The organism is Lacrimispora struthionigena (assembly GCF_048627165.1).
GTDB lineage: Bacteria > Bacillota > Clostridia > Lachnospirales > Lachnospiraceae > Lacrimispora.
The window spans coordinates 847156-860703 of record NZ_JBMBWP010000002.1 but is presented as its reverse complement, the minus strand read 5'-3'; the positions used below and the strand labels follow the sequence as shown (position 1 = coordinate 860703).

Sequence of the window (13548 nt, the reverse complement as noted above, 5' to 3'; positions counted from 1 at the left end):
ACCCTTGTTCTCCAATTTGCATGTCCTGTGGGTGATGAGGGGGTAGATGCTTTTGGAGTTAAGGAGGGTAGGCGGATTCGACGCGATGATGTGAGCATTTATTTAAAAATACGAATGGGCCTGCTCATAAATAAACAAGCCTCAATATAGTATATGAAACAGGGACAAAATGGTGTTGGAGGAAATCTCCGTGTATTAAAGAGTATTTCTTCTGTTTGAGAATCTGCTTATTGCGGCTTTTATCTCCTCATCGCTAAACGCATTTGGTACATTTACATTCTCTTCCAGCCCATCAAGTTCCACGCCGTCAAAACGGTATAATTTTTTCAGCAGCTTCCATAGGGTCTTAAGTTCTTCTTCATCAAAAGCTTTAAACGTGTCTGCCATAAAATCAATGGATACACTGACGCCACAGTCTGTTAAGGTTTTGAGGCCTGATTCAGTTAAATGTACGTTCACGGCTCTTTTGTCTTTGGGACTGGGGATAATCTCAGCAAAGCCCTTTTTACAAAGGCTGTTTACCAGCTGGGTCATATTTTGTTTGGTCGCCCCTAATTTACCGGCAATATTATTGATTGTTGTTTCATCCTCCGGCAAATGAAGGATAGCAAGCGCAGTCATATATTGTCTGGATGTTAGCGGCTCGCAATATTTATCACCGGTTGTCTGCAGCTTGTTTGAAACAGAAATCAAACAGGAATAAACCTGTTCCATCAGATATAATAGATTGAATTCTTTATCGTAATCCATGGCAGTTATCATAACCTCACTAACATTTTTTATGGTATATAATCAATATGTTGTCTATTATTATATAGCCATGGGAGACAGCGGTCAAGAATTCTGTTGAAAGAACTCAATTGTTCTTTGAAAGGACTCATATTGGCCTTTGGCATTTCCTTCGAGAGTTCCGCCAGAAGTAAAAACACCGTCATCCATTGGTATATTTAAAGTGAAGTTTAATGGAATGATATAAGGGATGGGCAGAGGATGCCCCATATTCTCAAAGGACATTATTTCGTAATGATGAGAGTAATCACAGCTTTCTAAATGATTGATAATTTCCCTGCATGCTTCATGGCTGTTCCAGATATTATCTTTTTCTCCGCAGATCAAAAGAATATCTGCCTGTGAATTTTCCACTTTAATACGTGCTTCCCATCGGTTTTTTGCATTTTCAATACTTTTTCTGTAAGTGCTGGTAAAACCGAACGGAACTCCTTTTTCCATGTGCTTTTTTCGGTCCTCAAAGAAAATATTATTATCTACCTGAATAAATGGAATTGATTTTCCGTGGTAGGACCAGGAAGATACATTTTTTCCGTTCGTTAAACCGTCAAGAGCCTGGAAACAATAGGTGTGTGGTTCCACAGCAACCACTTTCTTAATCTGTTTATATCTGGAAGCCAATAGAAGAGCCAGTTCTCCTCCCTTGGAAGTACCGTGAATATAAATATCTTTTGTATCAGTAATTTTACTGGTCTCTAACCAGTTAAAAATCTTCTCGAAATATTCCAGCGGAATTTCCTCCAGCTTTTCCGGCAGTCCCTCAGAATTAAAATAGGATACAGTCAGTACATTAAATCCTCTTGAGGCAAGGGGTGCCGCCATAAGAAACAGGCTTTCCATATGCCCGTCAGATCCGCCAAGCATTAAAATAGTTTTATTTCCCGAGTCCTTTTTATAAAAAAGCTGACCGGTAAAATCGCCATGAATCGGTTTAATCTGAATATCGTCGGTTTTAAAACACCTTTTTAACTGTACCTCTTTCTTGTCATCAGAAGTTTCAAATAGCAGGTTCATAAGAATGGGATTGTCTACCGAGATATGTTCACCAATATTCTTCCCTTCGGATTTAGTTTGTTCTAATGAATAGATAAGTCCCATACTGTCTGCTGTCTTGTAGGTTCCTTCTATAGGAATCGCAGTATCCAGGTCAATTTCTCCGGATTCGCCAGCAATAAAAACAGCATAAGAAGAAAATCCTTCCCCACTGCACCAGGGGAGTTCCATTTTTAAACTTACCCGTAACTGACTGTATGGGAGTAAATCGAAAATTCTGATTCTGATTTTTTCATCTGCCAATGCTTCCTGATTCTCTACTTCTACTTTCATGATAAATCCTCCTTATGATAAAAAGACAATATACTGTCTAATAATAGAATACTCCCATTACGAAATAAAGTCAATGTATTGTCTAAATATCTAAGAGATCACCCAATTTTTACTGCATGGTAAAACGTGTTCCCATATCATAAGCCATGAGACAGTCCTTTGGAAATTGTTTTTCCCTGACCAGAGCTTTATGGTGCTCATCAAATACGGTCACAACATATTTTTCATAATTATCAAACTGATAAGTATCATAGGAGAACAGTGCTTCACTATACCCAAAGGTCCTTTCAAGGAAACTTTCGATTCCGCCTAATGTTGAACGAAAGCCCCGTTCCTCCATCTGTTGGGCAGTCACATTCATGGTATAAATAAAACCGGTTTTAATCTTTCGCTCAAAGAGGCTTTTGTATCCCTCTGTGTATGTAACATAAGGGAAAATCAGGCGTTCCAGAAAAGCATGCATTTGTCCGGTAACATCACATAAATAGATGGGGGAACCCAGAATAGTGGCGTCAGCCTCTTTGATTTTTGAAAGAATGGGACTTAAATCATCCTTCCAGGCACAGGTTCCATAGCATGGCCCATCTTTTCTCTTACAGGCAAAACAGCTGGTACAGCCCTTATAGTCAAGATCGTACAAATGGATGAGCTCCGTTTCGGCACCATGTTCCTGGGCACCCTCCAGAGCTTTTTTTAAAAGAACAGCCGTATTGTGATTTTTCCGGGGACTTCCGTTGATTGCGATTACTTTCATAGTGATATCCTCCTGCATGATTTTATAGATCCATTATATATCCTTATAATCAACAGGAGAAGTATGAACATTGTTGTTAGATACTAACTTTTTTGTTAGCAGGGGGGATGAGTGGATGTTAAAAGAACTGTAATCTGGCAGTTAAATCCACAGGGAGCAATACAACGAAGTACCGCTCCGTGTGGAGAATGTATGACAGTAATTTAAAGGAGCTCAATGATAGCTTCCAATTCTTCGGATAAGCCCTTCGCAAGTTCAAAATCGGTGTTTTTTAAGGCCAGTTCGATTTTTGTTTCCACTGCCTTTTTCTTTTGCTCTAATTCTAAATAGTCTTTATCAAAATGTCTGGCATAAATCATTTGTCTGAATTTACGCATGCTCATTTTCCGGATTGTCTTATCATCAATGATTAAGACATAGTCCGCACAGTTTACGATGGTATAAAAATCGTGGGAGATCATTAAAACTGCACCCTTGTAGTTTGCAATGGCTTGTTCCAATGCGATCTGTGAGTAGGTGTCCAGATGGCTGGTAGGCTCATCAAGCAGCAGCAGGTCTGCTTTACCAGCAGAAATTTTGGCTAATTGAAGTATATTTTTTTCGCCGCCGGACAGGGCTCCTATTTTTTGATGAAGAACCGATTCATCAAAGGTATAGCTGGAAAGATAGGAGCTGATTTCATCGTATGTTTGAAACCCAAGGCGGAAGAAATAATCCAATACTGTTTCAGACTCATCAAGCATTTCACCCTGAAGCTGGGATAAAAAGGCTGTCTGAATGGTTTCATTGATCTCTATGGAATCTTTGCTGTTTTTATAGATATCACGGAGTAATGTAGTTTTACCGGTTCCGTTGGGGCCGATCAGGGCAACTTTATCTGTGGATTTTATTTCAAAGTTAACATCATTTAAAAGTATTTCATCAAATGCCGCACTGTAATCTTTGACAGTTAATACGATAGTATCTTCCAACTCATTGGCAACGGTAAAGTGAATATCCGGCTGTTTGATTTCCACAAATGGTGCCTGAATTCTTCGGGCGATTAACCGTTCCTGGATTTTCTTTCTCGCTTTTAATGATTTTCCTCTGGCCGCTTCTGTATGCGTGGTAGCCAGTGATCTTAAATTGTTAATGATCATCTGATTTCTCTGGATTTCTTCTGTGTCAGCAACAGCCAGTTCCTGTAATTCGATTTTCTTTTGCAGCAAAGTGAAGTTATAATCAATATACCGTCCATCAAACTCCTGAAGCAGTTTATTTTCCAGATGAATAATTTTGTTAAAACAATGATTTAATAAATACCGGTTATGTGTAATAACCAGCATCGTGCCCTTATGTGAATTAATCAGGTTTTTAAGAGAATTTAAATTCTCGAAATCCAGAAAGACATCAGGTTCATCCATAATAATTAAATTAGGCTGGGTCAGCATCTCCTTGATTACCTGGACCAGCTTGAACTCGCCGCCACTGAGCTGGGAGACAGGAAGATTTTCCAGCTTTCCAAGGTCTGCCAGACCTAACTGTTTATTCATGTTGGTTTCAAAATTATCTCCGTCAATTGCCTGGAATGCATCCAGAGCCTGCTGGTATTTTTCCAGGAGATTATCAATGTCTGATGAAGTTTCCATCTCAGTACAGATGGATGTTATTTCGTTTTGCAGCTTTGTAAATTCTGCACCGATATATTGGGCAACCGTTATATCTTCTGCGTCGTCTCGCTCATAGAACTGGCTTACATATCCAATTCTGCAATTAGGGGATATCTCCAGTTTTCCATCAAACATATATTTATCGGGATCCATAAGGATATGAATCAGCGTACTTTTTCCGCTTCCGCTGGTTCCTATAAAGGCGCAGTGCTGGCCGTCTTCTAAAGTGAACGAAATGTTATGATATAAATCCTTCTGCGGAAATGAGTAAGACAGGTTATCAAATTTTATCATGTAAGTCCTCCATGTAATATGCGGCATCCCATCACTGTATTGTCAATGTTGTTTCCACTAATAACAGTTTTCGAGATTACCTCTGGTAGCATACCATCTTTTAATAATTATTTCAATTATTTCATTGGAATGGTATGATATTGATTGTATATCAAATGAAAATGAATAGAGAGTAAATGGAATGAAAAAAACGGAAAGACAGAATGGAATCATTCATTTGTTACGAATACGTAGAAAAATGACGGCCAAAGAGCTGGCTGATTATTTTGAGGTGAGTGAGCGGACTATTTACAGAGATATTGATGCACTCAGTCAGCTTCGTGTTCCCATTATTTCCTATGAGGGACTGGGAGGGGGGTACGAAATAGATTCCTCCTATTTTATGCCAAGCATTAAACTGAGTGAGCAGGAAATATTAATGCTTTTAATGGTGTTAAAAGCAGGAGAAGAATTTCGCATCCCAAACATGGCAGCCGATTATAACCTTCTAAGCAGCAAACTGCTTAATGTTTTACCGGATGAAGAAAGACAAAAGGCATCCCAGGTCTTGTCACACATAAATTTTGACATATTGCGGATAATACCCATGGGTTACGCGGAGGATGTTTTAAAACCAATATTAGAGGCACTGTGGAAATCCTGGGATTTGCAGATTAGTTATTACCACCCAGAGCGGAATGACACAGAAATCAGGCGTTTTTCTCCCTTAGAGCTACAGTTCGGAGATGGAGGCTGGTATATCAGTGGATACTGTCATTTGAGGAAAGAAAAGCGAACATTCCGCCTTGACCGGATTGAGTCAGTTACATGTCTGGATGAAAAAAATCATTTTATAAACAGGGAATTGCCTGTGGCAGAGCATGATAAGTTTCGGTGGAATACTTATGAACTGATGTTAGATCCGTCTCTATACAGGATTATCAAGGATGATGTATATCTCCAAAATGCCGTGACCCGATCCATAGACAATAAAATACATCTTACTGTCAGGACTCCTTATAAGGATGAAATATGTAAACTGGTATTATGCCATCCGGAAAAGGTGACCGCTTTAAAGCCGGAAGAATTTTTGGAAGAAATAAAACAGTTAAGTAATACACTATCCGGGAAATATCAAACTATAACACCAGGGAGCTTAGCAGATGAAAAAAGTAATTAGAATAATCGGGAAAATAATACTTTGGTTCTTTGTGATAATCGTTGTTCTTTTAATAATCTCAGCATTGGCTCACAAAATTCTTACGTCAATGGAAAAAAACAAATATAAAATCGGAAAAACCATCGATATTAATGGAAAGCAAATGCAGGCATATGTGACCGGGCAGGGAGAGAAGACAATTGTTTTATTGAGCGGCTTAGGAACCGCATCACCAATAACAGATTTCATGCCCCTGGCAGATCAATTAAGTGCAGATTATAAAGTTGTTATTCTTGAGTCCTTTGGTTATGGTTTCAGCGATACAACAAATGCAGAGCGCTCCAATGAAAATATAGTAAATGAAATACGAACCGCACTGAACCAGTTAGAAATAAAGGGACCGTATATTTTAATGCCTCATTCAATATCCGGGGTATATTCCCTGTATTATGCAATGAAATACCCGGATGAAGTGGAAGCAATCATCGGAATTGATGAATCAGTGCCCAATCAGACAAAAATCAGTAAAGATCCTGATATGTCTCACGGCTTAACGTTGCTTAACACATTGGGGATCATAAGAGATGTCTCATATCTTTTGCCGGATGCCTGGGATAGTAAGAACGAAAATAATAATTATACGCAAGAGCAGATTAAGGTTAAAAAAATGGCTACAGCATGGAACAGTCTGAATAAATCAGTAATCAATGAATTTAACACGGTAAATAAAAATACAGAAGAATTATATGATGTGAAATATCCCGATAATCTCCCTGTTCTTGCAATTTTAGCTAAGGATTCAGTAGATACCGATAATTACTGGTTACCCCTTCACCAACAGTTAATAACCAACCCTTCCATCCAAAAAGTTGAAACGCTTGCGGGGGAGCATTATCTGCACTGGACGAATGCGGATAAAATAGCTGAACTGGCAAAAGAATTTATTTCAGCAAATTTAAAGAATTAACGCAGATATAAAAATAAATTACACTCTAAACTCTGACATTCTTATGTCAGAGTTTATTTGTTATGCTGATGTTATTAAAAAATGCCAATACAGGCAAGTGGGAGGAATCCATATGATTTATACGGTGAGAGGAACTATTCATAAAGAAGAACTTGGAATTACGTTAGGCCATGAGCATATTAAGTGGGAGACAGATGAATATATAGCAAACAGCATGTATTTTGACAAAAAGTATCAGTTGAAAAACCTGGAGTCCGACATGAACTATATTATACCGGTCATGCTTGATATAAAGGAAAGAGGCGGAAAGAGTATAGTAGAAGCGTCGCCTCCAATGGGTGGGCAAAACGTCAGAATGTTAAAAGCTTTATCAGAACAGACAGATCTGCATATCATTGCCTGCACTGGCTGGAACATGACAAAACAGCTTTACGACGTATTTCCCGATCATTTTGAAGAACAGCTGGCAAACCGCTGGATAAAGGATTTTAAAGAAGGTCTGGACACAATTGATGGCATTGTTATTCGGCCGGGACATATCAAACTGCTGCTTGACAAGGGCAGACTGTCAGGCGTAGATAAGGCTATGCTGATTGCGGCGGTGAGAGCCAGCAAAGAGACAGGTATCCCTGTGCATTGCCATATCATAGAGGCAGAAATGGTTCATGAAGTGATACAGGTACTGGATGGGGTTAATGCAGACTATAACAAATTTCTTTGGGCCCACGCAGATCACGAGGCTAACAGGGATACGGTAGAACTGGCAGCGAAAAAGGGGATGTGGATTGGTATTGATACCATAAGGAAGGGGAAAAGTGCCTGGGAGTTTGAACTGCTGAACTATATTATTTCACTTAATTACGGCCATAAGGTACTGCTATCCCAGGATTACGACTTCTATTCAGAGGGGAAAGAATCCATGGCTGATCATCCCTGTACAACCATATTTGACGAATTTATTCCTTATTGTTCTGCCAACGGAATAAGCAGGCAGGAAATAATTCACATCATGACAGAAAATCCAGCAAATTTCTATGATGTGGATTAGATAAAAAATAAATCAACCGTTACAATCAGCCAAACGGTTGATTTTTTTATTTCTGTAATACCGTATGATATCCATAGTAAACGAAAAGGAGACAATTGCCATGGATAATCTAATGACAGTCAGTAATCTAAAAAAGAGTTTTAAAGAAAATATTGTTCTGAAGGGAATCAGCTTTGAGATCCGAAAGGGAGAGGTACTGTGTTTTTTAGGACCTAACGGAGCGGGCAAAAGTACTACCATTAATATTCTCACCGCTGTACTTGGAAGTGACGAAGGAGAGATTCGCTTCAAAGGTAATAAAATCAGTGAAAGACTGCGCAGCTACAAACAGTCGATTGGAATTGTACCACAGGATATAGCCCTTTACGAAGAGTTAAGCGCAGAAAGCAATTTGAGGTTTTTTGCTTCTCTTTATGGACTTTACGGCAGCCGACTGGATGACGCGGTAGAGGAGGCACTTATCTTTGCTGGATTACAAGACCGCAGAAAGGATAAAGTTAAGACCTTTTCAGGCGGAATGAAGCGGCGGCTTAATATTGCATGCGCCATTGCCCACCACCCGGAACTGGTGATTATGGATGAGCCTACAGTTGGAATCGATCCCCAAAGCCGAAATCATATTCTTTCCTCCATTAAAAAGCTTCAGAATCAGGGAATGACAGTTATTTATACGACTCATTACATGGAAGAAGTGGAAGTAATCTCGTCACGTATTATCATAATGGATCATGGAACAATTCTGGCAGAAGGAACCAAAGAGAGTCTGAAAGAGGATATTGAGAACGAAAAAAGGTATATCATAGAAGTTGAGGAAAATGGGACAATTGGGCATGATGAGTTTTTTGCTGTGGAAGGTGTTAAATCTGTAAAAATAGATGGTAATACCTTTGAAATCACGTCTCTGAAAGGGGTGGAAAATCTTGACCGGATCATCGCCTTGTTAAGTGATCATGGCGAAAAAATACGCAATATTACAAGCGAAGCAGCAAGTCTTGAGACAGTTTTCTTAAAGCTGACAGGACGCAAACTGCGTGACTGAGAAAGGGAGATATTTATGCGTCGTTTTATGGTAATTTTAAAAATGGATCTGGTCAATTTATTTAAAAACCCGGTTTTGGTAGGGTATAATACTGCATTTGCAGGTTTGTTAATATTGATTCTGGGTTATTTATGCGGAGGGGATTATGCTGACAGTAACACCGCATATCAGTATTATACAGTTTCTCTTATTGTATATGGAATGTTAAATGGGGCGATGACCGCCTCTAACTGTTTTATGGAACGGGATATCAAAAGGGCTAACCTTCGTATTATTTATTCCCCTGTTGGAAGCTTCTTTGTTTATTTTTCTAAGTTGGCAGCCTCCTTTCTTTTTAATTATATTCTGCATACAATGCTGCTGCTTATTTTGTGCCCGCTTCTCCATGTAAGCCTTGGAAGTAATCCGGTATTTTTTATTCTCTTAATGGCTCCGGTAGAATTAGTGGCATCTGCTTTTGGAATCTTTTTTTGCTGTGTGTTCCATTGTGAAGAAACAACCAGTACATTGTTAAATACAGTAATTAATCTGCTTTGCTTTTTGGGAGGTACGTTTTTCTCTCTTGATGGAATGGGAAGCCTGATGTCTCTGATTACAAAAATATCACCTGTGAGATGGCTTAATGAAGCCTTCTTTACCTTATCCTGTGATGACAGTCTGAGATATTTCTGGCCGGTATTTACTACTGCGTTGGTGCTTTCTGTCCTGCTGACATTGGGATGCGGGTTTTATTTCAGAACGGAGGATTATTTATGAGAACCTTTTTAACGATTATAAAAAATATCTATGAGCGGACAATCCCACGCCTGTCTATGTTTATTTTATTAACAGCATTCACCCTTACCTCCATGGTTCTGGCTGTTCATTTGACAGATGTACAACAGGTGAGAGGCCATATAGTTCTGGTAACGGACAAATCTGAGGGGATATTACCTTACAATTCCAAAGAATTTGATATTGTTGTTTCAACAGTAAAGCCGCCGGTTTCTGCCTTGGTAGAGAAGAAATATGATGCTTATGTGACAATTGGCAAAGATGGTGATTATCAGATCGAAACACTTCGCAGTGATGATTATAAAAACATGGTTGATACAATGCTTCGTAATCCCGATGCTGTCCTTAAGGATCGTAAAAATGCCCGTGGGGTCGGTTCAAATATGATTGGATTTATGATGATGTTTCTTTTGATGGAGGTTTTTGCCAATCTGTTTGCTTTTGCAGATGATAAAGAGCAGGGACTATTGAGGCGTATTACAGTAGCGCCGGTTTCATTTAGCGCTTATCTGGCCGCTCACTGTATTTTCTGCCTGTCCATGTTTTTGCCCGAATATATGTTGCTTGTTTTATTAAAATTCTTGGGATTTAACATAGGCTTTACCCTTTTACAGTATGCTGGTCTGATTTTAGTAATGGGCTTTTTTGGCATTTCTTTTGCCCTGCTATTAAATACATTAATCAGTAAACCGGATAATGCATCCATGCTTGGCAGGTCCATTATTGTTTTATCTTCCATGCTTGCGGGAACTTTTTATTTATTTAGTAAAGGAAACATTGTGTTGGATACAGTGATTAAAATACTTCCTCAAAAGCAGCTGATGGATTTTGTGGAATATTTAGAACGGGGAGAGGCATGGCATCATAGTTTTAGCATTGTATATGTAATTGCTTTTTCTATGGTTTTATTTGTGATTTCCTGTGCCTGCTTACAGAGGAAATATATAAAAAGGGTTTAAAAATGAGACATTTCTTGTCAAAGCGAATGAACTGGATTACAATGATAGAAATAAATAGGGACAAATACATGACAGGTGAATGAACAATGGAGCACTCCTCAGACATATTACTTCTTACAACAAAATTAAAAATACCGGCACCCAGGAAAAATTATATTGTGCGTCAGGGGTTATTTGAACAGCTTACTAAGTGTGGGGATATGAGTATAATATTTTTAAGCGGCGGTGCCGGCACCGGCAAAACAACCCTGCTCTCATCATTTATCCAGAAGAAGGAACTGAAAAATGTATGCTGGCTGTCTCTGGATTCTTCCAACACCAATGTGTATTCCTTCTGGCTTTATTTTACAGCAGCAGTCAGTCCTTTTTTGAAGGATGAGGGCAGTCTTTTTAATCTGCTAAGAACAAATCCGGATACCAAACACATGGAGAATTTGCTGATCACCCTGATTAACCAGCTGTGGGGAGACGAGGAATATTACATGGTACTGGATGATGTTCAATGTATTCGTGATGAAGCCCTTGTCAGAACCTTTGAGTTTTTCATTGAAGCAATGCCTTCTAATTTTCATTTTTTCATGCTGTCACGGGAAGACCCGCCTGTATATTTGGGACCAATGGCAGTATCCGGCCGCTTGATGTTTATTGATGGAAAACAAATGCAGCTGACCACGGAAGAAGGAATTGCTTTTTTAAAAGATACGATGAAGCTGGTGGGAAGTGAAGAGGAACTCTATCAGTTAAATGATTATGCGGAAGGCTGGATCGGAGGCCTGCAGCTTGCGGCAGCAGCAAAAGCAGCGGGTAAATATTCCGGTCAGCTGCTGCGTGCTGGAGGGGGGATTGCGTCCCAGTATCTCACCCGTGAGATTATCGATGCTCTGACTGAACCGGAGCAGGATTTTTTGATTAAAACCGGATATCTTTCTTATTTTGATGGGGAGATCTGCCAAAACCTGTTTCATAGCTTAACAAAACAGGATTTTAACCAGATGATGGAACGATTTATGGAGAAAAATCTGTTCATTATCTGTCTGGACGAGCAGAACGGAATCTATCGCTACCATAACATTTTATCCGAATATTTAAAACAGCAGTTTCTATGCCTTCCGGATGAGGAAAAATCAGAATGTTACAAAATAACAGCAGAGGCATTTGAGAATAAAGGTGATTATGAGGAAGCTTTACAGGAACATTGTGAGGCCGGTAATTATAATGAGGTTTTGCGTATCACCAAATTAATGGAAGGCAGAATAGAAGCCTGGAACTATCTTGACCGGGTTCCCATAGAGCTTTTATTCCAGGATGCGGATCTTGCTGCCCAGTGCTTTCTTTATAATCTGGGCAATATAAACACAGAACGATGCCATGTTATTTACGAAAAATTCAAAGAACTATATCAGGACACTGATTTATTTCGTTTTGTTGACTTCGCTCAAATCTATTTTACCAGCAAAGATGGGATATTGCCTCAATGTCCTGCACTGACGGATGAGCAAATGGAACAAATTCCGTTTGGACCCGTTATGAAAGCGGTACTGCTCATTGAAAATGCCGGGGCTTTGTTAGATCGAATGAATTATGAGGAAGCGGAAGCCTGTATCTTAAAAGGAATTAAGATTGCTTCCGGATTAAATTCGTTTATCGGCTTTTTCGCTTATAATCAGCTGAGCCAGGTTTACGAAGAAATGGGACGGCTAACTGACTGCTTTTCCTGCTACACCAAATCGAAAGAGATACTGAAAACAGTCAGCGGATTGATGGGTATCGATACCAACTATTATTTTGGTTTAGCAGGAGTTTATATGCGCAGAATGGAACTGGATCAGGCAAAGGGCGTATTGGAACAAACCAGGCAGATGCTTACTGAGCGTCATATTCATGCAGATATTACGGACATGACATTAGCCTATCATCTGGCTGAAATGAAGTTTCTAAGCGGTGAGAATGATACAGCGGTTTCTTATGTAGAGGGGATTTTATCGGAGTATCCCAATTACAGTGTACTCTCGCTGGGACGTCTGCTCTATGAGCTTGCCTGTATTAACAGGCTGTCAGAGAGCCTGTCAGAACGCTTTTTGAATGAGCTTAAAACTGCAGCCAAATATAAGCAGCAGCCGTTTATGAAACTCCTTCGTGCCCGAATTCTGTTTCAGCGGGGTAAGGCAGAAGAGGCCTTGAAAGAAACCGAGGACATACTGGCTGCTTCCCGTCTGCATCATAATATGCTTCGTCTGACAGAAGCTGGTATTCTTAAAATAGTGATGCTTTCCCATATGCCAGGAGGGGGGAGTCAGCGGGAGATCACCAATCTGCTGGTTGAAGCAATTCATTACTCATACAAAGACCGGATACTTATGCCGTTTTATCTTGACCGTGTCACTCTGTTGCCTTTCCTGAAGGAATTATATCAGAAATCATCTGGCAAACAATTAATGAGTTCAGAGGAAATCTCATTTTTAAGTGACATTATAATGATCTGCGGGGGTCAGACAGTTAAGGAAAACAGTATAGAGATGCTGTCAGCCCGTGAACAGGAAGTATTAAGCCAGCTGTCTCTTGGCATTACAAACCGGGAAATTGCAGAGAATCTCTGTATATCCCAGGCCACGGTGAAGACCCATGTACTTAGTATCTTTGGAAAGCTTGGTGTTTCCTCCCGTATGATGGCTGTAGAAAAGGCTAGGAAAGACGGACTTTTATAATCGCTATATTAGTACTTGCAAAAACAGTTTTTTTAAAGTAGAATGAAAACAACATTTTTGAGAGGAATTAAACTATGAAACCATTTTACATGAACAGCTTAAGACG

The 13548-nt window shown here is 39.5% G+C and carries 11 protein-coding genes; 7 read left to right on the top strand and 4 right to left on the bottom strand.

All coding sequences use genetic code 11. The annotated features are described in order from the left end of the window. Positions 1 to 195 precede the first annotated feature (195 nt). The 4 genes from ACOAOT_RS12925 to ACOAOT_RS12910 all read right to left on the bottom strand — a co-directional run bounded on the left by ACOAOT_RS12925 (position 196) and on the right by ACOAOT_RS12910 (position 4812). Complete coding sequence (locus ACOAOT_RS12925) at positions 196 to 750, bottom strand: MarR family winged helix-turn-helix transcriptional regulator (RefSeq protein ID WP_420217352.1); 555 nt, start codon at positions 748 to 750, stop codon at positions 196 to 198. Positions 751 to 834: 84 nt separating this feature from the next. After that, the gene (locus ACOAOT_RS12920; protein WP_420217351.1) at positions 835 to 2115 is read right to left on the bottom strand and encodes an acyl-CoA thioester hydrolase/BAAT C-terminal domain-containing protein; all 1281 of its coding nucleotides are present in this window, start codon (positions 2113 to 2115) and stop codon (positions 835 to 837) included. 109 nt (positions 2116 to 2224) lie between these two features. Then, the gene (locus tag ACOAOT_RS12915) at positions 2225 to 2869 is read right to left on the bottom strand and encodes a flavodoxin family protein (protein WP_420217350.1); all 645 of its coding nucleotides are present in this window, start codon (positions 2867 to 2869) and stop codon (positions 2225 to 2227) included. Positions 2870 to 3072: 203 nt separating this feature from the next. After that, positions 3073 to 4812 (bottom strand): ABC-F family ATP-binding cassette domain-containing protein, encoded by a 1740-nt coding sequence (locus tag ACOAOT_RS12910; RefSeq protein WP_420217349.1) that lies wholly within the window; start codon positions 4810 to 4812, stop codon positions 3073 to 3075. Between the two features lie 181 nt (positions 4813 to 4993). Here ACOAOT_RS12910 and ACOAOT_RS12905 point away from each other — a divergent pair, with 181 nt between their 5' ends. The 7 genes from ACOAOT_RS12905 (at position 4994) to ACOAOT_RS12875 (ending at position 13442) form a co-directional block, all read left to right on the top strand. Then, entirely contained in the window at positions 4994 to 5971 is a 978-nt protein-coding gene (locus ACOAOT_RS12905; protein WP_420217348.1) for a helix-turn-helix transcriptional regulator, read from the top strand. Continuing rightward, positions 5955 to 6917, top strand: coding sequence for an alpha/beta hydrolase (locus ACOAOT_RS12900; RefSeq protein ID WP_420217347.1), 963 nt, complete (start codon positions 5955 to 5957; stop codon positions 6915 to 6917). The genes ACOAOT_RS12905 and ACOAOT_RS12900 overlap by 17 nt, the downstream gene beginning before the upstream one ends. A gap of 112 nt (positions 6918 to 7029) precedes the next feature. Further along, positions 7030 to 7965 carry a phosphotriesterase family protein gene (locus tag ACOAOT_RS12895; RefSeq protein WP_420217346.1) on the top strand — a complete coding sequence of 312 codons (936 nt, stop codon included), beginning with the start codon at positions 7030 to 7032 and terminating at the stop codon, positions 7963 to 7965. Positions 7966 to 8065: 100 nt separating this feature from the next. Then, entirely contained in the window at positions 8066 to 9004 is a 939-nt protein-coding gene (locus ACOAOT_RS12890; protein ID WP_420217345.1) for an ABC transporter ATP-binding protein, read from the top strand. Positions 9005 to 9019: 15 nt separating this feature from the next. Continuing rightward, positions 9020 to 9760, top strand: coding sequence for an ABC transporter permease (locus ACOAOT_RS12885; protein ID WP_420217344.1), 741 nt, complete (start codon positions 9020 to 9022; stop codon positions 9758 to 9760). Then, entirely contained in the window at positions 9757 to 10737 is a 981-nt protein-coding gene (locus ACOAOT_RS12880; protein WP_420217343.1) for an ABC transporter permease, read from the top strand. The genes ACOAOT_RS12885 and ACOAOT_RS12880 overlap by 4 nt, the downstream gene beginning before the upstream one ends. 200 nt (positions 10738 to 10937) lie before the next feature. Next, positions 10938 to 13442 (top strand): winged helix-turn-helix domain-containing protein, encoded by a 2505-nt coding sequence (locus ACOAOT_RS12875; protein WP_420217342.1) that lies wholly within the window; start codon positions 10938 to 10940, stop codon positions 13440 to 13442. Positions 13443 to 13548: the final 106 nt, after the last annotated feature.